This window comes from Sinorhizobium fredii USDA 257, from assembly GCF_000265205.3.
Lineage (GTDB): Bacteria > Pseudomonadota > Alphaproteobacteria > Rhizobiales > Rhizobiaceae > Sinorhizobium > Sinorhizobium fredii_B.
The window spans coordinates 1,472,438-1,494,150 of the sequence record NC_018000.1 but is presented as its reverse complement, the minus strand read 5'-3'; the positions used below and the strand labels follow the sequence as shown (position 1 = coordinate 1,494,150).

Genomic DNA, 21,713 nt, shown 5'->3' with positions numbered 1-21,713 from the left:
TGGACAGTGTTGAAGAGATTGCTTGCCGCAACGACGCTCGCCTACGGGCTGGGGCTCTCCGTTGCTTCTGCCGAAATGATCAGCATGTGGGTTCGCTCCGGCATCGGCGACTCCTTCAAGGAAGTCGTCACGGCCTACAATGCTGCCGGTGAGGACAAGGTGGAACTGACCGAAGTTCCCTTTTCCGAGCTTGTGCAGAAATACGCCACCGCTATCGCCGGCGGACAGGCGCCGGATGCGCTATCGCTCGACCTGATCTACACGCCGGCCTTCGCCGCCGCCGGGCAGCTGGAAGACCTGAGCGAATGGGCGAAATCGCTCCCTTATTTCAACGCGCTCTCGCCGTCGCATGTCAAGCTCGGGACCTATGAGGACAAGATCTACGGTCTGCCGCTTTCGGTCGAGACCTCGATCCTCGCCTGGAACAAGGAGCTCTACCGCAAGGCCGGCCTCGATCCGGAAAAAGCGCCGAAGACCTGGGAGGAGATTACGGCCAACGCCGAGAAGATCCGCGCGCTCGGCGGCGACACCTACGGCTTCTACTTCTCCGGCGGCGGCTGCGGCGGCTGCATGATCTTCACCTTCACGCCGCTGGTCTGGGGGGCGGGGGTAGACATCCTCTCTGCCGACAGCAAGAAGGCGACGCTCGACACGCCTCAGATGCGCAAGGCGATCGACATCTACCGCAATCTCGTCGCCAAGGACACGGTTCCCGCTGGTTCTGCGAGCGACAACGGCGTCAATTTCCTGACCTTCACAAACGGCAAGATCGGCCAGCAGAGCATCGGTGCGTTCGCCATAGGCACGCTCGTCACCCAGCATCCGGAGATCGACTTCGGCGTCACGCTGATCCCGGGCGTCGACGGCAAGCCCTCGTCGTTTGCCGGCGGCGACAACTTCGTCGTCACCAAGGGAACGCCGAAGCTGGAGACGGTCAAGAAGTTCCTCGAATTCACCTATTCGATGGAGGGCCAGAAGATCATGGCGAAATACGGCAGCCTGCCGACTCGCGGCGACATCGCCGGTGAGGTTCTCGAAGGGTTGGATCCGCGCCTCAAGGTCGGCATCGATGCCATCGCAGTCGCAAAGACGCCCTATACGCTGCAGTTCAACGACCTGATCAACAGCTCGAACGGCCCTTGGGCCACCTTCATCAATGCGGCGATCTACGGCGAGGACGTCGACGGCGCCTTCTCGAATGCGCAATCCGAGATGCAGTCGATTATCGACGCGGGCCAGTAGCCTTTAACGCTGGAAGGGCGCCTTGCCCTTCCAGCACCCGCAACAGGACCGAAGAAATCACTTATGACGATCTCGGGCATCGCATCCCCGTCGCCGCGTCGCAGGAAGAGGAAGCGTTCCGGCTGGCGCGGCCTACTCTACATCGCGCCCGCGATGGCGCTGGTCACGGTATTCTTTGTCCTGCCGGTGCTCTTCACCGTCTGGATGAGCCTGCACAAATGGCCATTGCTCGGAAAGCCGGCCTGGATCGGCTTCGGCAACTATGTGCGCATGGTAAGCGACGCACGCTTCATGACGGCGCTCGGCTTTACGGCACATTATACGATCATCGTCACCCTCGCGATCTTCGCCGTGGCCTTTCCGCTGGCGATTTTCGTCGAAAAACAGCGGCCGCTGGTTCCCGCCTATCGAACGATCATCTTTCTGCCGGTCGTCGTGGGGCTGGCCTCGGCCTCGCTGCTCTGGGTTTGGCTCGCCAATGTCGACAGCGGCCTCTTTGCCCCGCTTATGCAATGGCTCGGGCTGACCAATGGCCGCATCAACCTGCTTGCCGGTTTCGATACGGCCTTCTTGACCATCATTGTCATGGTTGTCTGGAAGATTGCCGGCTTCACCATGATCATCCTGCTGACAGGGCTCCAGGCGATACCGGCGGAACTGACGGAGGCCGCCCGTATCGACGGCGCCCGCCGGTGGCAACGCTTCCGCTATCTGACCCTGCCGCTGATGCGACGAACCATGGCACTGGCGCTGATCCTGTCGGTGACCGGCTCCATCCTTGCCTTCGACCAGTTCTACATCATGACCAGCGGCGGTCCGCAAAACCGGATGATTTCCGTCGTCTATTACATCTTCATCCAGTCCTTCGTGTCCTTCAATCTGGGCTACGGCGCGGCACTTTCGATCGCGTTGCTCGCCATCCTCGTCGCCATCAGCATCTTCCAGCTCTGGCTGCTCAAAGTGGGGGATGAGAGGCCATGAGGACGCGCCGCGAACTCCGCGCCCGCAAGGCGCTGCGCGATCGGATCGCCTATCACGGGATCGGCATCGGCACGGCCTTCTTCTTCCTGGCGCCGTTCGTCATCGGCTTCTTGGCATCGTTTCGGCCGAGCAGCGAATCCGGCTTGCCGCCGCTGCCGCCATGGCCGGTCTCGGGCATCAGCTTCGATGCCTATCGCATCCTCGACGGCTTCGGCTCCGGCGTCCTGCAGCACACGATGAATTCGCTGGTGGTGTCGCTCGGGACTGTGGTCTTGACCGTCGTCGTCAGCGTGCTTGCCGGCTATGGCTTCTCGCGCTACCGCTTTCCGTTGAAGAACGCGCTGTTCGTGCTGATCATCGCGACGCTGATGATCCCGTTCCAGTCGATCCTGACACCGCTCTTCATCATCCTGGCGCGGCTGGGACTCAACAATTCGCTGTTCGGCCTGATGCTCGTCTATGTCACGCTGCAGCTGCCGTTCTCGGTCTTCATGATGCGCAACGCCTTCGACGCCGTGCCGAAGGAGATCGAAGAGGCGGCTCGCATCGACGGCGCGCGCGACCTGAAGCTGCTGGTGCGGGTGCTGTTGCCTTTGGTGATGCCCGGCGTCGCTACGGTGTCGATCTTTGCGTTCCTCAATGCCTGGAACGAGTTCCTCGCCGCCCTGGTGCTGCTCTCGAGCAACGAAAACTACACGCTGCCGGTCCTGATGATGGCCGTGCGCGCCGGCCGTCTAGGGACCATCAACTGGGGCGCCGTACAAGCGGGGGTCGCCGTCATGGTGGTACCCTGCCTCATCGTCTTCCTACTGCTGCAACGCTATTACATGCGCGGGCTGATGGCCGGCGCGGTCAAATAACGAGAGAAAGGCACATCATGAGTAAGAAGGACCGTCAGTTCAGGCCCGTGGCCGTTCCGGATGTCCGGGTCGGGGGATTCTGGGGCAAGTGGCAGGATGCCGTCTGCAATGCCACGGCCGAGATCCTGCTTGACCGCTGCGTCGAAGCGGGAATGCTGCGCGCCGTCGACGTCAATCATCCCAACCCCGGCATCGTCATCCCCATTCAGTCCTGGGGCGGAACGACACAGATGTTCTGGGACAGCGACCTGGCGAAGTCGATCGAAACCATTGCCTACTCGCTCTATCGCAAGCCCAATCCGCGGCTGGAGGCCAGGGCCGATGAGATCATCGACATGTATGAACGGCTGCAGGATAAGGACGGCTATCTGAATACCTGGTTCCAGAGGGTGCAGCCGGATCGGCGCTGGACCAACCTGCGCGATCACCACGAGCTCTATTGCGCCGGGCACCTGATCGAGGCGGCAGTCGCCTATTTCCAGGCGACCGGAAAAAGCAAGCTGCTCGACGTGATGTGCCGTTTTGCCGACTACATGATCGACATATTCGGCCACGGCGAAGGGCAGATTCCCGGTTATTGCGGTCACCAGGAGATCGAGCTTGCGCTCGTCAAGCTGGCGCGCGTGACCGGCGAGACGAAGTATCTCGATCTTTCGAAGTTCTTCATCGACGAGCGTGGCCAGGAGCCGCACTTCTTCACGGAAGAGGCGATCCGCGATGGGCGTTCACCGAAGGATTACGTGCATAAGACCCACGAGTATAGCCAATCCCATGAGCCGGTGCGCCAGCAGAAGAAGGTCGTCGGCCACGCGGTGCGCGCTATGTACATGTATTCCGGCATGGCCGATCTGGCGACCGAGTATAAGGACGACACGCTCACCGACGCGCTCGAAACGCTCTGGGACGACCTGACGACCAAGCAGATGTATGTGACGGGCGGCATCGGCCCTTCAGCCAGAAATGAAGGCTTCACCGACTATTACGACCTGCCGAACGACACCGCCTATGCCGAGACCTGCGCCTCGGTCGCCCTGGTCTTCTGGGCGAGCCGCATGCTCGGACGCGGACCGAACCGGCGCTTTGCCGACATCATGGAACAGGCGCTCTACAACGGGGCGCTCAGCGGCCTTTCGCTCGACGGCAAGACCTTCTTCTATGACAATCCACTGGAGAGCACCGGCAAGCATCATCGTTGGAGATGGCACAATTGCCCCTGTTGCCCGCCGAACATTGCCCGGCTTGTCGCCTCGGTAGGCGCCTACATGTACGGTGTGGCGACCGACGAAATCGCGGTGCATCTCTATGGGGAGAGCACGGCGCGGCTGGAACTGGACGGCTCGAACGTCACGTTGCGGCAGGTCACCAACTATCCGTGGGAGGGTGCGGTTTCGATCCGGCTCGAACTCGAAGAGCCGAGGCAATTCGCCCTGTCCTTGCGCATTCCGGAATGGGCCGACGGCGCCAGCATCTCGGTAAATGGAAGCGGTATCGACCTCGAACACGTCACGCTGGACGGCTATGCTCGCATCGAGCGCGAATGGTCCGATGGCGACGCGGTTTCGATTGACTTGCCGCTGAAACTGCGTCCGCAATTCGCCAATCCAAAGGTCCGGCAGGATGCCGGCCGCATTGCACTGTTGCGCGGGCCTCTGGTCTATTGTGCCGAGGAGATCGATAATGGCGGCGATCTCAACGCCATCGTCGTGCCGGAGGATCTGCCTGAAACGACGTCGACGACCCTGGAGGACCTCGAGGGTGCGGTCGCCGTCGAACTGCCGGTCGAGCGCGAGGATACGGCGGACTGGGGGGCCGCGCTCTATCGCCCGACGCCGGCGGCAAGGCGCCCCGCGCGGCTGCGCCTGGTGCCCTACCACCTCTGGGACAATCGCGCACCGGGCGAAATGCTCGTCTGGCTGCAAGCCGAGAAGTGTGGCGGCTAGATGACGGAACGGGATAGGATCGGTGTGGCACTCAACGGAGTGCGCAAGAGCTTCGGCGCGCTGCAGGTCGTTCACGGCATCGATCTGACGATCAGGGACGGCGATTTCACCGTGTTCGTCGGTCCGTCGGGCTGCGGAAAATCGACGCTGTTGCGCATGATCGCCGGGCTCGAGGAGGTAAGCGACGGGGAAATCGCCATCAGGGGGCGCGATGTTACGGATCTCGACCCCTCCGAGCGCGGCATCGCCATGGTCTTCCAGTCCTATGCGCTTTATCCGCATATGAGCGTGCGCGACAACCTCGCATTCGGACTGAAGTTGGCGCGGACCGACCGCGCGGAAATCGAGCGGCGCGTCGGGCAAGCCGCCGAAATCCTCAAGATCGATCACCTGCTCGACCGGCGGCCGGGCCAATTGTCGGGCGGCCAGCGCCAACGCGTGGCAATCGGCCGGGCGATCGTCCGCAAGCCTGACGTCTTCCTGTTCGACGAGCCGCTCTCAAACCTAGATGCCGAACTGCGCGTCTCGATGCGTGTCGAGATCGCCCGGCTGCATCGCGAACTCGGCAACACGATGATCTATGTGACGCATGACCAGACGGAGGCGATGACGCTCGCCGACCAGATCGTCATCCTGCGTGACGGGAGGATCGAGCAGACCGGCACGCCGCGCGAGGTCTACGAGAACCCCGTCAACACCTTCGTCGCCGGCTTCATCGGCTCGCCACGCATGAACCTCTTGGATGCAGAATGGAGCGGCTCGGGAAAGGTGCGGGTTGCCGGCTGTGAGATCGAGGCCCGCCTGGACTCGCTTCGAGCCGGCGAACGGATCGTCTTCGGCATGCGGCCCGAACATACCCGGATCGTCGCCGGCGGACCTGATGCGGTGCAGGCGACCGTGGAGTTCACCGAATATCTCGGGGGCACGCGCTATGTCTATTGCAGGCTCGGCGATGCGCAGAATGTCGTGGTGGAATTGCGGGAAGGCGACGACATTCCGTCAGGATCGACGGTATGGCTGTCGGTGCCCTCCGAGCGTAGGCGGTATTTCGACGCCACGGGCGCGCGGGTCGGTTAAACCTGGACGGGAGGCGGCGTGGGAGGCTCATCAAGCATGGCCGACGCGCGCGCCTCATGTCAAAAATGCGCAACGTCGCGGTAGCCGGTCGGAATCCCCGCGGCCTCATGGCACCTGGCAAGGCCTTCCAGCCAGCGCGCCAGGTCCTCAGGAATTTCTGCCTGACCGCTTTCCATGGCCTCGACCCACGAAAGCTGGCACTGGAGCGCGGATGTGAGATCGATCGTCGTCCATCTCAAACTGGCGAGACATTCGGCAAAACGTTCGGGCGTCATCGGCAGGTTCTTCGTTCGATTGCTGGCGCACCGAATTGGCGCCATTCCTGTCTATCGACCGCTCTAAGTAGTGTGGGTTCCTTTGGTAACAGGCTGGTGTCAGGCGAGCTTTCTGTCCAGGTCGAGTGATGTCACCGCTTTCTTCAGGAGTCCGGACGGCCATCCTTTCGACCTTCAGCGCTTGCCGCTTCGCATCGTTTGCGAAGGCAACAGGCCAAAGCGCTTCCTGTAGTCGGCTGCAAACCGGCCAAGATGGGTGAATCCCCATTTCAGCGCGATGTCGGCGACGCTTTGGGCCTCATGTGTGTTCATGAGATCCTGGTGGGCGGCGGTCAATCGCAATTCATGCAGATAAGCCATGGGCGTGGTCAGGCGGAACTGTCGAAATCCCTGCTGCAGGGTGCGGACGCTCACCTTCGCCGCCGCAGCAATATCAGCCATGGTGATCGGCTCCGCGATGTGCGCATGCATGAAATCGATCGCCCATTTCACATGTCGCGGCGCCGGCAGGGGTACGGGGCTGGACAGCTGGTCCGAGTAGCGGTGCGGTGCGGCTTCCAGTATGAGGTGGGTTACCGCATCGCCGAGCGACGCAAGAGCCAAGGGGGATTGCCGCAGGGGGGCGTCACCCCGCAGACCGCTGCATGTAGTTTCGACAAGTTGTGCCAGGGCCAGCCCTGGTCCCGCGGTGAGATCGATATGCGGGTGGAATTCGAGATTGCCGCTGATCGTCCGCTCCAGCATGTTGATCAGATGGTTGGCGATCTTGCGGTGATCGATGAACAAGGTGAGGTGTCGACGGGGACCATATAGCCGGACGCTTTCGTTGCGCGCCCCATCGACGATCGTTCCCTGGCCGGGCCGCGACCAGATTTCCCTGCCGCTGGGTTCAAACAGGGCGGCTCCTCGTGTCGGCAGAAAAATCAGCAGCTTGTCGCTTGCCGCCTGCCGTTTGCACTCCAATTCGCCTTCATAGGCGCAGCTGCCGAATGATATCGTCCCCGTCGAAAAGAATTCGCAGTCAAACGAAAGAGCTTCACCGCTCAGCCTCTCGACCTTGATTGGGGAAGCGGGCGTGGACAGGACGGCTGCGAGTTCGTCCGGATCGAAGCCGCGAAACGACGTGGCTGCAATAGAAATCCTGTCCACTTCGCTGCTTCCCTCCCTCGGCGGGGGCGGGCTGACCACAGGGCAAACCTGAAATGGGCCGTCGGCCGCCGCTGCCGCGCTACCGTATCTTCCACTTCCCCGGTGCATGAAGCTATCCCGCCCACGCTATTCTCTGCGAATGAAGAATCGCACGGCGCTATTCGTCCTTCCGGGAGAATTAAAGCTCCACAAAAATATCGCACGGCAAAGACATCTCGGCGTCATACGGACAGAATTTGCGCGCAGCGGATATTGAGTTTCCGGAAGCCGACGAGGCAATCTACCTGCAAGCGAACTTGCTTTACGGCGCGTGCTTCTTGGCCAGTCGGCGCGGAACATCTCTAGATGGAGGCAATACTTGCAAGTAACTATCTAGTAGTGGATGCGGCGGCCGTCACCATTTGTGGTTTTGTCCAAGAAGCGAGTGCTGCCCTGACGGACGCACGGGGCGCCGCGCGCGCCATTGTGGGAGGCCATGGCGGAAACCGATGCGGCATTCGCTACCAATATGCACAGCAGCTCGTTCGCGCGAAGGCGAGGCTGAGCGCCCGCATGCAAAATCTAGTCGCGGCGCCTCTTGTCGGGATCAACACCGGCAGTGCTCGACGGTTTCTCGACCGAGGGATAATCGGGGAGTAGATCGTTGATCTTGTAGGCGACCTCGGTCCTATTGGCCGCCTTGATCTTCTTCATGATATTGCGGACGTGAACCTTTACCGTACTTTCCCGAAGGTTGAGCTCGTAAGCGATGACCTTGTTCGCCTTTCCACGCCGCAGCGCCTCCACCACCTCCGCCTGGCGCTCGGTGAACAAACCAGCCAGTGGCCGCTCGGCGGCGCCCCCGGGTTCAAACAGGTGACGCATCGCGAACACACTTCTCGCCGGAACGAAGATGCCGCCCGCGAGCGAAAGCGAGATGGCCTCGATACAGACATCCACGCCCACAGAAGAAGGAATATACCCCTTTGCTCCGCATTCCAGTGCTTTCACGATCTGTGTCAGATCGTCCCTGTCCGACAGGACGATCACCGGAGCCGGAGCGAACTCGGATGCGAGTATCGTGATTTCTTGTTCAACAGCCGGATCATCGATCCTCTTGTCCGCAATGTTCAACAGGATTGCCGCCGGCGGCGTGTCTTCCTCGCGTTGCCGCCTCCATACCTCGGAGGACTCGAACGTCAGAATAGACCAGCCGGGATTGTCGGCGGCGATGTTTCGCGCCAGGCTGTCGCGCCAGAGAGCTCGCCCGTCGATGATGACAAGGTGCCGCTCTTGCGGCGACCGCGCTTCTGTTTCCGTAGCGCGGGGTTCGTCGCCAGTGCCCTCGTGAGCAGGCTTGGTTGGGGCTCCGCCGCCATCTTCCGGGCTCGGTGAGTTCATGGCCGTAGCCCTCGGCAACTCGTCAAACCTCGGCTACGGTTGAGGGGCTTGCGTCTTGCAGATTTGCTTAATGCGCCTGTTTCGTTAACCACACTCGCCTCGAAAAAAGTCTTAAATAAAATCACAATAAAGCATTGACTACTGCAGAAGGAGCGTGATGAAAAATTCCTAAATAAGATGGCAATAATCACGAAAACAAGTATCATTCATTTGCAACACTGTGAATAGTGCAGAAAAATGCGTACTATTGAAGCAATTAAATGGGAAAGTACGTACCTCTTTCGGTGCAGCTTTGCGCATCCTTGATGCCCCTCCGCTTTCCAGGGGCGCAGTTCACGGCCAGCACGAGTGGCAGATGGTACCTTGGGCAGCTACGCTCTTTTAAAGAAGGCTTTCGAAGCGTGAAGGCGAATTACCATCGCAGGTCGATCGCTCCGTATGTCGTCAAGTAAATTCCAGGGCTCCACTCCTGCGGGCGATGGTCAATAAATCCGGTCACTGGGCTCGAGTGCGTCAAGTCTACCGGCGTTTCGGGATAGTAATTCGCGAGCGTCGCCAATCTCGCCGCGTGGCGAAACCGATGAAGCCAAGCATTTGAAGTCCTGATCAACTAGACTTTCACGTTCTCATCCCACATCAGCAGGCTTGTTAAAATCCGCGGCACCTCGCCGCTCTCCGTCCTATCTGCGGCTTGCGGAACGTCCCAGGGCTTCACAGGATGGATGTCGCCGCGGTACTGTCTCGTTCATTTGGATGAAGCAGAGCAGGGCAAAGCTCCGCCGCCTGGTAACCTTTCAACGGATAGCTCACACCTTTTGCGTCGTCGCGACTGGGCGCGCCGTGGGCTAGAGTTCGCCGAAGCGACGTGATTTGCGCAGGTTCAATCGACCAGCAGTTGCCGATCGATAGAGCGAGTGAGGGGTATGGCTTTGCGAAACGTGGCTGAGCGGGGTGAGATTGGGGCCGGGGCGTTTGCATACGGAAAACGGCGGGCCGAGCCCCGACGCGTCATTCTGATCGTATCGAGCGCCGGAAGTGTTTCGGAGCGGTTGATCGAGGCGACGGAACGCGAATTTCCATGGGTGCTCGTCGAACAGGTCGACGATGTCGATGCGGCATGCCGGACCTTCTCGCATCCGGTGTCGTTGCTTCTTGTCGACATCGGCCTGATGAAGGACGTTGAGGGAGCCTCGACACGAATTTTGCGCTTGCATCCGCAATCTCTTACGGCCGTCATCGAGCCGCATGGACATGGCCAGAATTCGTCCTTCGCCGAGATTCTGGGGTCGCCCCTGGTCCGTGGCATGCTGCCTATGAACGTCAAGCTTGATGTATGGCTGTCGGTGATCCGGCTGATGCTTTGCGGCGGCGCGTATTTTCCGCCCGAGCTCATGCTTCAGGCAAGCAGAAGCGGCCCCCCGTTGCCGTCCCATAACGGGGTTTCCGCGGGCGCGCGGATTGAGGGCGATGGCGTTGCCGAGTTGACGGCTCGCGAACTGCAGATTCTCGAGATGGTTTCACGCGGGCTGCAGAACAAGCTCATTGCGGCTGAATTTCGGTTGTCGGAACACACCGTGAAGATCCATTTGCACAACATCATCACCAAGCTGGGTGCTCATAACCGAACTGAGGCAGCGGCCAGGTACCGCAACTTTCAGGACCGGAAATCATCGGCGCTCAAGGAGTTCCGCTCCACGATCTGAGCACGTCCCTGTCGGAGCCCGACGGCGCCAACGCCGGAGCACCGGCCGCCTGCTGCGTCCGAGTCTCGGCTGTGGGTACCACGAAAGGTGGATCGGCAGATACCCGGTCAGCCTTCGAAGGCGGTAGGCATCCTCTCATTTCGTCAATTGTCAAAAGCCGCACTGCGTCTCTTAATCCGAAGCTCCGCCTGAAGGTCGGGGGGTGGATGTCGTGGTACTGCTCATTCGAGGGGAGAGACTGCCTTCCCATTTTGCTCCGCCAGGAACCGTCTCTATCCGGTCGCCCACGCCTTTAGGGGATCACTTTGGTCGGCCGGGAACCCCGTGGTCGCGCCACGAGCCAGTCGGCTATCGTTGCGCCATTGACGCGGCGGCGCGATCTTCGTGTGCATCCCTTCATTTTTTTGGGGGTGTTCTACTAGACTATCGTGTATTACATGTATATTTTTGATAACTCAGTGTCTAAAAGAAGGTTATTCCAAAAGGGTGACGCCAAAAGTATTAATTATAAAGTAGTATTCAGAGTATTTTCTAGAAGAACGCTCGGTCTGAGGAATTTGCCTCCATTGGGACCATATGTTTAAGGGGATTTGCAATGGCTTCTTCAATTTCAAGATTTGAGAAAACGCCGGCATTTGCGCAGGAGCCGAGCGGCTCCAACAGCCTCACACATCGTGCCAGCGACGGCGAAATGCAGCAGACGGAGGGGGTGGACAAACGCTGTCTACTTGTCCTCGATAGCAGGGCGCTGGACCGAGAATGCCTGGCGAGGACCCTGACCACCCATGGTCTTGGTATGGAAGTCGGCGCCTTCGGTTCTGTCGATGAATGGCGAGAGAAGAAGGGCACCTGCCCGTCAGTCGGAGCCGTTCTCCTCAATATCGGCGCCCGCAAAGTCGCCGATGTCGCGGCCGAGATCGCAAAGCTTGCCGCCGAGTTCCGGCCGCTCCCGGTCGTCGTCCTGTCCGACATCGATGATCTCGGCCAGATCTTGCGGGTGCTCGAATGCGGTGCGCGCGGATATATCCCTACGTCCGTTGGTGTGGAGGTTTGCATCGAAGCGATCGGATTGGCGGTAGCAGGCGGAATCTTCCTGCCGGCCAGCAGCGTTCTCGCCGTACGGCATCTGATCGAGACGGAAAGGCCGGAAGCCCAGCCGATGGCCGGCATGTTCACGCTTCGGCAAGCGGAAGTCGTCCAAGCGCTTCGCAAGGGCAAGGCGAACAAGATCATCGCCTATGAGCTCAATCTTCGCGAAAGCACCGTAAAGGTCCATATTCGCAACATCATGAAAAAGCTGAAGGCAACGAACCGGACCGAGGTGGCCTACAAGCTGAATGATCTCTTTACAGGCAATGCGGGCTATCACTGATCATGCCGATCCGTGCACGCAGGGAAAAGTCGGTCTTTGGGCGGTGCGGCTTAGCCGCGCCGCCTATGTCTTATTCTCCCGGCTCCAACGCGTGCGGTCGTCCTTTTCGCGCTTCGGAAGGCGGGCACCCATAGCATTTCCGGTATTCGGTCGCGAAACGACCCATATGCCTGAAACCCCATTTGCGGGCAATCTCCGCCACGGAGACCCTTTGATCCGCTTGTCGAAGGTCGCGGTGGGCCGCTTCCATTCGCAGTTGGGCGAGATAGCTGATCGGCGACGTGCCCTTGAACCGCTTGAAGCCCTCCTGCAGAGACCGAACGCCGATGCCGGCCGCCCCTGCGATGTCGGTCATCGAAATTGGCGCACAGAGATTGGCGTGCATGAAGTCGACAGCACGTTTGACGTGCTTTGGGGACGGCAGCCACTCGCCCTGGCTCAAGGCCGCCGAGAACCGATGCGGCACCGTATCGACCAGCAGGTTAACGATGCTTCCGGAGAGATAGGAAAGCGCGTTGGGCATGTCACGCATCGCGGGTTCCGCCCCGAGGGAAGCCGCCATGATCTGTGACAGCCTCAAGATGATCTGGCCCGCCCCATCTGCAAGGTCGAGTTCGGGCACGAAGTCGAGCGAACCATAGACCGGCCGTTCCAGTCCGCCACGAAGGCGGTGGAAAATGTCTTCCTGGTCGATGACAAGCGATAGGTGGCTGCGGTCTCCCTCGATCTGCAGTTCGGACAGTCTGTTGCCGTCGAGGATCGCTGCCTGGCCCGGTTTGGAAATCAGGCTCTCATTTCGCCCTATCTTCACGCAGGCGGAGCCGTGCAGGGGGAGCAATATGAGGAGCTTAGGCACCTCGTCCTTCTGGCCTATACTCAGACTGCCCTGCGACGTCACGCGGCTGAAGGCAACGCGGCCGGCGGCGACGAACTCATAGCTATAGGAGAAATCCGTGTTCAGCGGCCTTTGCACCCTGACGGGTCCAATGCAGCGCGTCAGAACATCCGACAGTTCCTCGGCGTCGCTGCCCAGATATGAGAGTTTCATTCCCTGCCTTTGCCCTTGCATCGCCAATTTCCCAAAGAGAAATGAAGATATGCAACCCGTCGCATCCTCCCCGTGGCACCGCCGCGATGGCCCGATAGCTCACGATCGCGCCGCAGTCGAAGTGGCTACCGTCTGTCGCCATCGCTTTATGGTTTGGTTGGCGCGCGATTATGCAACGACACAGGGCTTTACAAGCGGAAAGATGGGGCTGCCGGTCACTTTTCCTCATGAGATGCCTGTCGCCTCTGATGTCTGCGCAAATGTTGTGCAGGGTGCCGTTAGAAGAGGCAAAGGAGCCTCGATTTAACCCCGGGCGTGTTTTCGCCGCCACGGTCCAGCGCGATGCTATGGGTGTTCCCGTTGATTCAGCATCCGTATCTGCCGCACCTCGCATCGAGCGTGTCCGTCATGAACTGAAGCGGCGACTTCTGACGGTCACGAGCGTCGTTCAACTCACCCCAGGCATGCTGCGGGTCAACTTGACCGGTGATGATCTCGCGGACTTCCGGAGCCTGTCGCCTGACGACCACGTCAAGATCCTTGTGCCGTCCTCTTCCGGGGAGGCTGAGCGGCGCGACTATACGCCATGACGCTATGATGCACGTTCACGCACACTTGCGATTGACTTTGTCGTTCATGACGCCGGCCCGGCAACGCTGTGGGCGCTTTGGGCGCAGCTGGGTGACAGGCTCGAGGTCGCCGGACCACGCGGATCGGCGGTGGTCTCGCCCGACGTGGAACGATGGCTGCTGATCGGCGACGAGACGGCGCTGCCGGCGATCGGCCGGCGGATCGAAGAGGCAGCCGCCGGTAGGCGCATCACCAGCATCGCAGCGGTGACAGGGCCGGAGGAACATCAGAGATTTGAAACCCGGGCGGACTATGTTGCGCTCTGGGTCCATCGACCGCTCTCCCGGGCCGCGGATCCCGAGGCGCTTCTCGCCGCCGTCAAGACGATCGACATCGAGCCGGGAACCTTCGTCTGGATCGCCGCCGAGGCGGCCGTGACCCGGTCAATCCGCTGGCATATTGTCGACGAGCGAGGCTATCCGCTGAGTTGGGTCAAGGCATCGGGATATTGGGTCCTGGGTCAGGCAGATGCTCGCGGGAAGTTCGACTAGGCGTGGCTCTCGGGCCATCGGCCGCGCATTGAAATCGCGCGCGGTCGAGCGACCTTTCCTTGCCGGGGCGAGCTTCGTAGAATGGCGCGCAGAGAGGTCGGCAAGCATGAGCACGACCAGCCAGCTTTTCTCCGACTCACGCACAAGGGAGGGCACGATCCGCGTCTTCCTGTGCGGCGACGTCATGACCGGACGGGGCATCGATCAGGTCCTGCCCGCTCCATGCGATCCGATCCTGTACGAGAGCTATATTCGCTCGGCGCGCGACTATGTCCGCCTGGCGGAGAAGGCAAACGGTCCGATACCTGCGCCGATGGACCCGGCTCTGGTGTGGGGCGTAGCGCTTGACGAATGCGCTCGCGCCCAGCCGGACCTCCGCCTCATCAATCTCGAAACGGCCATCACCCGCAGCGAGGACCATGTTCCAAAGGGCATCAACTATCGCATGAGTCCGGAAAACGCCTCCTGTCTTGCTGCCTTCGGCGTCGACTGTTGCGTGCTCGCCAACAACCACATTCTGGATTGGGGCACGGCCGGGCTTTTCGACACATTGGTAACGCTGGAGCGCTTGCGGATCGTGACAGCCGGCGCTGGACGCGACCTCGACGAGGCCCGTAAGCCGGCGGCCTTCGATATCGGTACCGAGGGGCGCCTCCTGCTATTCGCGCTCGCGACCCCGACAAGCGGCGTGCCTCCAAGCTGGGCGGCTAGTGAGGGCAGGGCAGGTGTGAATTTCCTGCCCTCTCTCGACCCGCTCCACACAAGTGGCTTCGCCGAACATATCCGCCACATCAAGAGGCCGCACGACGTGGTGGTCGTATCGATCCACTGGGGTCCAAACTGGGGCCATGACGTGCCTGCCGCCCAGCGAGACTTCGCGCACGCGCTCATCGACGAAGCGGATGTCTCGATCGTTCACGGACACTCCTCGCATCACGCCAAGGCGATCGAACTCTACCGCAACCGTCTTATCCTCTATGGCTGCGGCGATTTCATCAACGACTACGAGGGGATCTCCGGCTATGCGGAATTCAGGAGCGATCTGCGCCTGATGTACTTCGCCGACATCGATCAGGCTGGCGATCTCTTGGCCCTGGAGATCGTGCCGTTGCAGGCTCACGGCTTCAGCCTTGTCGATCCCTCCGGATCGGACCTGGAATGGATCAGCGAAACGCTTGCCCGTGAGAGCGGTCGGTTCGGAACAGTCCTGGAGCAGCGCCCCGATGGACGGCTCAACTTGCGGTGATCACAGCCGCCAAATCCGGAACTTCGAAGCGAACGGCGCGGTTATCTCTGCTTCAGCAGTGCCTCGACAGCGGCTGCGCGGCACGAAACTCGAACAGGAAGGGAGACACGGCCCGTGCGTTTCTCGGATCGCTCGGAAGCGGGAAAGGAATTGGCGAAGGCCCTAGATGCCTACCGCGGGCAGGAGGCCGTCGTACTGGCCCTGCCCCGCGGAGGCGTGCCCGCTGCGGTGGAGGTTGCGCGCCAACTCGGCGCTCCGCTCGATCTCCTGTTGGTGCGCAAGATCGGCGTCCCGTGGCAGCCGGAACTCGCCATGGGCGCGGTCATCGACGGCAGCAGGCCGGCGGTCGTCCGCAACGAGGAGACGATCCGCCTTGCCGGGATTTCGGACGCCGAGTTCGACGCCATCTGTCAGAGGGAGCTCGCCGACATCGAACGCCGCCGCCTCGATACTTCGCCGGCCGCGCACCGCTGGAGATCGCCGGGCGCGTCGCCATCGTCGTCGATGACGGGATTGCGACCGGCGCGACCATACGGGCCGCCGTGGCCGGGCTCAAGGCGCGGATGCCCGCGAAAATCGTCGTCGCGGTGTCGGTCGCACCGCCCAGTGCCATCGCCGAGCTGGAGAAGGAGGCGGATGAAGTCGTGTGTCCGATTCAACCGCGGATGTTGGGCGCGATCGGCTACTTCTATCGTGATTTCGAGCAGTTGACCGATGAAGAGGTCATTGGCTTGCTCGCCACCCATCGTGCCTGAAAATGGCAGGACGGGTGGGGCTGGGTCGCGGAGAGAAACCCTTTCAATTCGTCGTGAGTTGTGGGCGCGTGTGATGATTTCACCGCCTGTTCGCATTAGGTGCGGAAGCATGATCAGGTTGATGGCCGTCGTCCTATCGCTCTTGCTTTCGCTTTCGTCCGCTGCGGCCGAACAGCCCGCTGCGGTTCCGGAACTGCTGAAGGGGCTTGCCGACCGAGACGAGCTGAGACCCCTGAAGACAGTCATCGTCGCGCGTGACGGTGAAACAATCGCCGAACAGGGCTATCGCGGCCACGCGCCGGGCGAGTCGACCAATATCAAATCCGCATCGAAATCGATCATTTCGGCACTCGTCGGAATCGCGATCGACAAGGGTCTTCTCGACGGCCCTGAGCAGAAGATCGCGCCGCTTCTGAAGGAAGATCTGCCCTCGTCGGCGGACCCGCGGGTCAACGACATCACGATCGGAAACCTGCTTTCCATGCAGGCCGGACTTGGCCGCCTGTCGGGCCCGAATTACGGCCGTTGGGTGTCGAGCCGCAACTGGGTCCGTTTCGCGCTCGCACAGCCCTTCGCCGACGAACCGGGCGGCCGGATGCTCTACTCGACGGCGTCCACGCATCTGCTTTCGGCGATCCTGACGAAGGTTGGCGGCAAGTCGACGCTCGCGCTCGCGCGCGATTGGCTCGGCCCGGTTCAGGGCTTCAGGATCGGCGCCTGGGAACGCGATCCGCAGGGCATCTATCTCGGCGGCAACCAGATGGCGATGAGCGCAAGATCACTGCTCGCCTTCGGTGAGCTATACCGCAAAGGCGGTCGGACGGCCGATGGACGGCAAGTCGTTCCGGCAGACTGGATCGATCTTTCGTGGCAACCGCGCACGAACTCCTACTTTTCCGGCGACGCCTACGGCTATGGCTGGTTCGCCCGGCAGATCGGCGGCGAGACCGTTCACTTCGCCTGGGGCTACGGTGGCCAGATGCTCTACATCGTCCCGGCGCTGAAGCTCACCGTCGTCATGACGTCCGAGGAGAGCGGCCCCTCGGCGCGCAACGGATATCGCGACGCATTGCATGGCGTTCTGGCGGAGATCGTAAGCGCGGTGAAAACCGATTGATACCACGGCTGCGGCGAGCCGATGTCGGGTGGCTGGATCACGGGAAGTCGCGAAAGGCTGAACGAGCCTTTCGCGATTGTCGGTTCGACCGGCGTGCGCGGAACAGCCTCAGGCGGTCGGCTGCTTGGTCTTCCTAAGATAGGGCAGTACGGTATCGAACGAGCCGAAGCGCTGAATTGCGTCCTCGTTGGATACGGCCGCCGTGATGATGACGTCCTCGCCTTGTTTCCAGTTTGCCGGCGTTGCGACCTGGTGCTTGGCGGTGAGCTGGATGGAATCGATGGCGCGCAGGATTTCGTTGAAGTTGCGGCCGGTGGTCATCGGATAGGTGAGGATCAGTTTGATCTTCTTGTCCGGTCCAATGACATAGACCGAGCGCACGGTGGCATTGTCGGCCGGGGTGCGGCCCTCGGACGTGTCGCCGGCGCCGGCCGGCAGCATGTCGTAGAGCTTGGCGATCTTCAGATCCCGGTCGCCGATCAGCGGATATTCGACATCGAAGCCGGTTGCGACCTTGATGTCGTTCTTCCATTTCGCGTGGCTGTCGACCGGATCGACCGAAATGCCGATGATCTTGACGCCGCGCTTGCGGAATTCGCCTTCGATCCCGGCCATGGCGCCGAGTTCGGTGGTGCAGACGGGCGTGAAATTCTTCGGATGCGAGAAGAGGACGGCCCAGCCGTCGCCGATCCATTCATGGAAATTGATCGTGCCCTGCGTCGTCTCGGCGGTGAAATCAGGGGCGGTTTCGTTGATGCGGAGGCTCATGGCTTGCTCCTTTCGGGTCGGCGGGAATGCCCAAGGATAGCGCAAACAACGGAGTTTTCGAGGAGGAAACGCGCGATCGCGGGCCTTAAGGGAAATAGCCGCAGCGTGATTTTGAGGATTCGGAGAAAAATCTTCCTCTTGGCGATTTCAGGCTCGGCCGCAAGCATCGGTAGTCGATATCCACGTTGACACCGCAGCACCGCTGCCGCATAGAATGCCGCCATTCCGAGGGGAGCGCCGAGCGGCGCTGAGACGGCGGTAAGCCGGACCCTTGAACCTGATCCGGGTCATGCCGGCGTAGGAACGGAAAGAGGCTTCCCTCACGACGTCTTCGCCTTCACCTGGGTCTCCAATTGGGAGATCGACAATGCTGCCTCATTCTACCTTCCCGTCGATCGCCCTCACGATTGCCGGATCGGATTCTGGCGGCGGGGCCGGTATCCAGGCCGATCTCAAGACCTTTTCGGCCCTTGGCGTCTACGGCGCCAGCGTCGTTACGGCGATCACGGCTCAGAATACCAAGGGTGTGATCGCCGTCGAGGACGTCTCGCCAGATATCGTGGCCGCACAGATCGACGCGGTCTTTTCCGATCTCGACGTGAAGGCGGTCAAGATCGGCATGGTCTCGCGCCGGGAGACCATCATCGCCATCGCCGAAGGATTGCGCCGCTTCGACAGAAAAGCGGTCGTCGACCCGGTGATGGTTGCAACCTCCGGCGACCCGTTGCTGCAGCCGGATGCCATGGCCGCGCTCGCGCAGGAGCTTCTGCCACTGGCCATCGTCGTCACGCCCAATCTGCCGGAAGCGGCACTTCTCACCGGCCGCCCGATTGCTGAGGACGAAGCCGAGATGGCCCGCCAGGCCGAAGCGCTGATGAGGTCGGGCGCTAGCTCTGTGTTGATCAAGGGAGGGCATCGGAAGGGCAGCGACGCCACCGATCTGTTCTTCGATGGCGTTGGGCTCATCCGGTTCCCCGCCAGGCGCGTCGAGACACGTAACGATCACGGCACCGGCTGTACGCTCTCGGCCGCCATCGCCGCCGGTCTTGCCATGGGGCAGTCACTCGCCGAGGCGGCAGGCGCCGCGAAGACCTATCTGCACGCGGCGATCTCCGCCGCCGACAGGCTGAAGGTGGGAGAGGGGCGGGGACCGGTCCACCATTTTCATGAATGGTGGCCTCGGTGAGGCAGTAAAGGTCGCTACCTGGCTCATTCGCCTCGACCGCAGGTATGGCGGCCGCCATCCGACGGCCACTTGTCCGTTGGTCAAGCGGCAGTGTGTCGGTTGTCGGTGATACCCTGCTCGATATAATACTTGCCGTAGCGGTGCCGATATTTTTCCGCCCCGCCGAAATCGCTATATTTCTCGAGTTCGTCCATATCGGTCTTGTTGAGGATCACGCCGAGGACCTTCGCATCGATCTGCGGCTCGGAATTGAGCAGGTCCCGAACGAGCCTCGATGGCGTACGGCCCCATTCGACGACGAAGAGGACGCCGTCGGCGAGCGGCGTGAAGGCCTTCGCGTCGACGACGGGAGCAAGGGCGGCGAGATCGACCACGACGTAGTCGAAGGAGTTGCGGGCATTCTCGATGAGCCCCGCCATGGCCGGGGAGGCGAGCAACTCATTGCTCTGGTGCCTGCGATCCGCCGCTCCGCCGCCGGCCGGCAGAATCGCGAGCTTCGTACGCTGATCCACCTTGACGCCGGCAGGCCAGGTCGCCTCTCCCGTGAGCGTCTCGACCAACCCCGTGCGCGGGGCGGGCGTGATCATCTGGGTGAGCCCCGGCTTGCGGATGTCGGCGTCGATCAGCAGGGTCCGCTTGCCGCTCGAGGCCAAGAGTGCCGCGAAATTCGCGGCGACGATCGACTTGCCCTCGTCCGGAAGGGCGGAGACAATCGCGATGACGCGGCTCTCGTTGCCCGGCAGCATATGATCGCAGGCGAGCTTGGCATTCCGGAACGTTTCCGCGAAGGCGGATCGCGGTGCGTCGAGCACGACGCGAGAGAGACGCTGGAATGGGGTGGCCTCATGGGATGGATCGTGCGGCTGCCGGTCCGATCCGAAGCGGGCGCGTACCAGCTCTGTCGTTTTCTTCGTCCGCGTGCCGATGAGCGGAACGTAGCCGAGCGAGCGGTGCCCGAGCACGGAACGCACTTCACCCTCGAGACGGAAGGTTCTTTCGCGGAACTCGAGGAACGCGGCATAGGCGCCGCCGACCATCAGGCCGAGCACGGCCGAAAGTGCCAACGTCATGGTCTTCTTTGGGCTCGACGGTGCGGTCGGGACGCCGGCCTCGGAAATAACGCGTGCCTTGGCGATCGGGAAGGACTGCTGCTGGGTCGCCTGTTCATAGCGGCCGAGATAGGATTCATAGAGCGTCTTCAGCGCCGCCGACTTCTGCTCCAACTCCCGCAACTGCACGAGCGACTTGCTGGCGTCGGAGTTTTTGCCGGTGATTCCCTCGATGCTCTTGCGCAGCGAGGCCTCGCGCGAGCGCGCGACTTCGAACTCGTTCTTGTAGCTTGCTGTCAGTTGCTGCAGTTCCTGGTAGATCTGCCGTCCGATGTCACTCTTCTCGGCCCTGAGCGACACCGCCTGCGGGTGGTCCTCGCCGAAATTCTGGGCGACCTCCTGCTCGCGCTTGCCGATGGCGAGATAACGCGTCCTGAGATCGCGGATCACCGAATTGTCACCCTCCTTGGGAGAGATGGTGGCATTGTTGACGCCGGCGTCCTGCCCTTGATCGATGATCGACTTGAACTGCTCGTACCGCGCCGAGGCGCTGGCCGTGTCCGCCTGGGCGACGATCAACTGACTGTTTAGATCGGAGAGTTGCTGTTCGGACATCAGTTCGCCGCGCGCGGCGGTCAGCCCGTTCGCGCTGCGGAATTGTTCGACCTCGAGAGCGGCCGCCTGCGAGCGCTGCCGAAGATCGGCAAGCCGCTCCTGCAGCCACACCGAGGCCCGTTCCGTCGCTTCGAAGTTGGCGTTCAGCTGGTCCGTCAGATAGGCGGCGGCATAGGTACTGACGACATTTCGAGCAAGCTGCTGATCGCTCGAGCGATAGGACAGCGCAATCACCGAACTGCGGCCGACGCGTTCCACATAGAGCGATTGCTGCAGGAGGGCGGCGGCCTTCAGCCGGCGACCGTTTCGCGCCGCTTCCTCGGAGACACCCGGGCCGCCGGAAAAGAGACCGGTCGCCGTCTTCAGCCAATCCTTGACGACGGTGGCGGGGGATCGGGGCGGATTGACGAGCGTATCGTTCTCCGAAAGGTTGAGCTTGTCGACCACGCGCAGCGCAAGTTCCCCGGATTTCAGGATCTCGACCGCGCTGGCAATCTGTGTGTCGAGCATCTGGCTGTTCGTCGGCACCGGTTCTTCCTCGGCGTATTTCGACAGGTTGTCGTCGAGGAGGATCTGTGTCAGCGAGGTGTAGAATGGTGTCGCGAACGAGAGGTACGCGGCCCCCAGCAGAATGAAGAGCACCACAAAAGCCGCAACGAGCCTTGCCCTGCGGACGACGACAGCCAGCAGACGGTCGAGATCGATAAAGCCGTCCGACTGCTCTTCGCGAGGCACAACGCTCAAGGGTACACTTCTCTGTTTCATGGGGGCCGTTCTGTTCATCTTTTTCTCCGGTCCTCCTGCATATTCTTAAAAATATGCAGTCTTT

Annotated in this window: 18 protein-coding genes, 1 pseudogene and 1 riboswitch; of the genes and pseudogenes, 12 read left to right on the top strand and 7 right to left on the bottom strand. The window is 61.3% G+C overall.

The annotated features are described in order from the left end of the window. Positions 1–6 precede the first annotated feature (6 nt). The 5 genes from USDA257_RS06860 (at position 7) to USDA257_RS06840 (ending at position 6,100) form a co-directional block, all read left to right on the top strand. Entirely contained in the window at positions 7–1,242 is a 1,236-nt protein-coding gene (locus USDA257_RS06860) for an ABC transporter substrate-binding protein (protein WP_014762181.1), read from the top strand. A gap of 63 nt (positions 1,243–1,305) precedes the next feature. Further along, positions 1,306–2,223 (top strand): carbohydrate ABC transporter permease, encoded by a 918-nt coding sequence (locus tag USDA257_RS06855; protein ID WP_014762180.1) that lies wholly within the window; start codon positions 1,306–1,308, stop codon positions 2,221–2,223. Then, positions 2,220–3,083, top strand: a complete 864-nt coding sequence (locus USDA257_RS06850) for a carbohydrate ABC transporter permease (RefSeq protein ID WP_041413969.1) — start codon at positions 2,220–2,222, stop codon at positions 3,081–3,083. The genes USDA257_RS06855 and USDA257_RS06850 overlap by 4 nt, the downstream gene beginning before the upstream one ends. 17 nt (positions 3,084–3,100) lie before the next feature. Further along, complete coding sequence (locus tag USDA257_RS06845; RefSeq protein ID WP_041413968.1) at positions 3,101–5,023, top strand: glycoside hydrolase family 127 protein; 1,923 nt, start codon at positions 3,101–3,103, stop codon at positions 5,021–5,023. Further along, entirely contained in the window at positions 5,024–6,100 is a 1,077-nt protein-coding gene (locus tag USDA257_RS06840) for an ABC transporter ATP-binding protein (protein ID WP_014762178.1), read from the top strand. 59 nt (positions 6,101–6,159) lie between these two features. Here the strand turns inward: USDA257_RS06840 and USDA257_RS06835 are convergent, their stop codons facing one another. The 3 genes from USDA257_RS06835 to USDA257_RS06825 form a co-directional block, all read right to left on the bottom strand. After that, positions 6,160–6,375 (bottom strand): hypothetical protein, encoded by a 216-nt coding sequence (locus USDA257_RS06835; RefSeq protein WP_041413967.1) that lies wholly within the window; start codon positions 6,373–6,375, stop codon positions 6,160–6,162. A gap of 174 nt (positions 6,376–6,549) precedes the next feature. Further along, on the bottom strand, positions 6,550–7,524 hold the full coding sequence (locus tag USDA257_RS06830; protein WP_144051904.1) for an AraC family transcriptional regulator: 975 nt from the start codon (positions 7,522–7,524) through the stop codon (positions 6,550–6,552). 561 nt (positions 7,525–8,085) lie between these two features. Next, complete coding sequence (locus USDA257_RS06825) at positions 8,086–8,904, bottom strand: LuxR C-terminal-related transcriptional regulator (RefSeq protein ID WP_014762174.1); 819 nt, start codon at positions 8,902–8,904, stop codon at positions 8,086–8,088. Between the two features lie 923 nt (positions 8,905–9,827). Between USDA257_RS06825 and USDA257_RS06820 the strand changes: the two genes are divergently transcribed. Next, on the top strand, positions 9,828–10,607 hold the full coding sequence (locus tag USDA257_RS06820) for a response regulator transcription factor (protein ID WP_014762173.1): 780 nt from the start codon (positions 9,828–9,830) through the stop codon (positions 10,605–10,607). 595 nt (positions 10,608–11,202) lie between these two features. Then, positions 11,203–11,979, top strand: a complete 777-nt coding sequence (locus tag USDA257_RS06815; RefSeq protein ID WP_014762172.1) for a response regulator transcription factor — start codon at positions 11,203–11,205, stop codon at positions 11,977–11,979. A gap of 70 nt (positions 11,980–12,049) precedes the next feature. Here USDA257_RS06815 and USDA257_RS06810 read toward each other — a convergent pair whose 3' ends face one another. After that, positions 12,050–13,027 carry an AraC family transcriptional regulator gene (locus USDA257_RS06810; RefSeq protein ID WP_223843399.1) on the bottom strand — a complete coding sequence of 326 codons (978 nt, stop codon included), beginning with the start codon at positions 13,025–13,027 and terminating at the stop codon, positions 12,050–12,052. A gap of 347 nt (positions 13,028–13,374) precedes the next feature. On the opposite strand from USDA257_RS06810, the pseudogene USDA257_RS06805 reads away from it, so the two are divergent. Further along, positions 13,375–14,148, top strand: a pseudogene (locus USDA257_RS06805) (siderophore-interacting protein). 106 nt (positions 14,149–14,254) lie between these two features. Beyond that, positions 14,255–15,394: a CapA family protein gene (locus USDA257_RS06800; RefSeq protein ID WP_014762170.1), complete on the top strand. Its 1,140-nt coding sequence runs from the start codon at positions 14,255–14,257 to the stop codon at positions 15,392–15,394. Positions 15,395–15,556: 162 nt separating this feature from the next. Here USDA257_RS06800 and USDA257_RS38495 read toward each other — a convergent pair whose 3' ends face one another. After that, entirely contained in the window at positions 15,557–15,862 is a 306-nt protein-coding gene (locus tag USDA257_RS38495; RefSeq protein ID WP_332908278.1) for a hypothetical protein, read from the bottom strand. Between USDA257_RS38495 and USDA257_RS38490 the strand changes: the two genes are divergently transcribed. Both USDA257_RS38490 and USDA257_RS06790 read left to right on the top strand, forming a co-directional pair. After that, a complete protein-coding gene (locus USDA257_RS38490; RefSeq protein WP_332908275.1) occupies positions 15,802–16,149 on the top strand; it encodes a phosphoribosyltransferase family protein in 348 nt (115 codons plus the stop codon). The two genes, USDA257_RS38495 and USDA257_RS38490, sit on opposite strands and share 61 nt — an antisense overlap. Positions 16,150–16,258: 109 nt before the next feature. Further along, a complete protein-coding gene (locus USDA257_RS06790; protein WP_014762168.1) occupies positions 16,259–17,266 on the top strand; it encodes a serine hydrolase domain-containing protein in 1,008 nt (335 codons plus the stop codon). Positions 17,267–17,374: 108 nt separating this feature from the next. On the opposite strand, the gene USDA257_RS06785 is transcribed toward USDA257_RS06790, so the two are convergent. After that, complete coding sequence (locus tag USDA257_RS06785; RefSeq protein ID WP_014762167.1) at positions 17,375–18,034, bottom strand: peroxiredoxin; 660 nt, start codon at positions 18,032–18,034, stop codon at positions 17,375–17,377. Positions 18,035–18,252: 218 nt separating this feature from the next. Continuing rightward, a riboswitch (TPP riboswitch) is annotated at positions 18,253–18,355 on the top strand. Positions 18,356–18,401: 46 nt separating this feature from the next. Between USDA257_RS06785 and thiD the strand changes: the two genes are divergently transcribed. Then, positions 18,402–19,220 (top strand): bifunctional hydroxymethylpyrimidine kinase/phosphomethylpyrimidine kinase, encoded by an 819-nt coding sequence (thiD, locus tag USDA257_RS06780; RefSeq protein WP_014762166.1) that lies wholly within the window; start codon positions 18,402–18,404, stop codon positions 19,218–19,220. Between the two features lie 80 nt (positions 19,221–19,300). On the opposite strand, the gene USDA257_RS06775 is transcribed toward thiD, so the two are convergent. Further along, positions 19,301–21,667, bottom strand: coding sequence for a polysaccharide biosynthesis tyrosine autokinase (locus tag USDA257_RS06775; protein ID WP_014762165.1), 2,367 nt, complete (start codon positions 21,665–21,667; stop codon positions 19,301–19,303). Positions 21,668–21,713 lie beyond the last annotated feature (46 nt).

Coding starts and splice junctions, on each gene's coding strand:
- USDA257_RS06855 (WP_014762180.1), top strand. CDS start 1,306: ATGACGATCTCGGGCATCGCATCCCCGTCGCCGCGTCGCAGGAAGAGG.
- USDA257_RS06850 (WP_041413969.1), top strand. CDS start 2,220: ATGAGGACGCGCCGCGAACTCCGCGCCCGCAAGGCGCTGCGCGATCGG.
- USDA257_RS06845 (WP_041413968.1), top strand. CDS start 3,101: ATGAGTAAGAAGGACCGTCAGTTCAGGCCCGTGGCCGTTCCGGATGTC.
- USDA257_RS06840 (WP_014762178.1), top strand. CDS start 5,024: ATGACGGAACGGGATAGGATCGGTGTGGCACTCAACGGAGTGCGCAAG.
- USDA257_RS06835 (WP_041413967.1), bottom strand. CDS start 6,375: ATGACGCCCGAACGTTTTGCCGAATGTCTCGCCAGTTTGAGATGGACG.
- USDA257_RS06825 (WP_014762174.1), bottom strand. CDS start 8,904: ATGAACTCACCGAGCCCGGAAGATGGCGGCGGAGCCCCAACCAAGCCT.
- USDA257_RS06820 (WP_014762173.1), top strand. CDS start 9,828: ATGGCTTTGCGAAACGTGGCTGAGCGGGGTGAGATTGGGGCCGGGGCG.
- USDA257_RS06815 (WP_014762172.1), top strand. CDS start 11,203: ATGGCTTCTTCAATTTCAAGATTTGAGAAAACGCCGGCATTTGCGCAG.
- USDA257_RS06810 (WP_223843399.1), bottom strand. CDS start 13,027: ATGAAACTCTCATATCTGGGCAGCGACGCCGAGGAACTGTCGGATGTT.
- USDA257_RS06800 (WP_014762170.1), top strand. CDS start 14,255: ATGAGCACGACCAGCCAGCTTTTCTCCGACTCACGCACAAGGGAGGGC.
- USDA257_RS06790 (WP_014762168.1), top strand. CDS start 16,259: ATGATCAGGTTGATGGCCGTCGTCCTATCGCTCTTGCTTTCGCTTTCG.
- USDA257_RS06785 (WP_014762167.1), bottom strand. CDS start 18,034: ATGAGCCTCCGCATCAACGAAACCGCCCCTGATTTCACCGCCGAGACG.
- thiD (WP_014762166.1), top strand. CDS start 18,402: ATGCTGCCTCATTCTACCTTCCCGTCGATCGCCCTCACGATTGCCGGA.
- USDA257_RS06775 (WP_014762165.1), bottom strand. CDS start 21,667: ATGAACAGAACGGCCCCCATGAAACAGAGAAGTGTACCCTTGAGCGTT.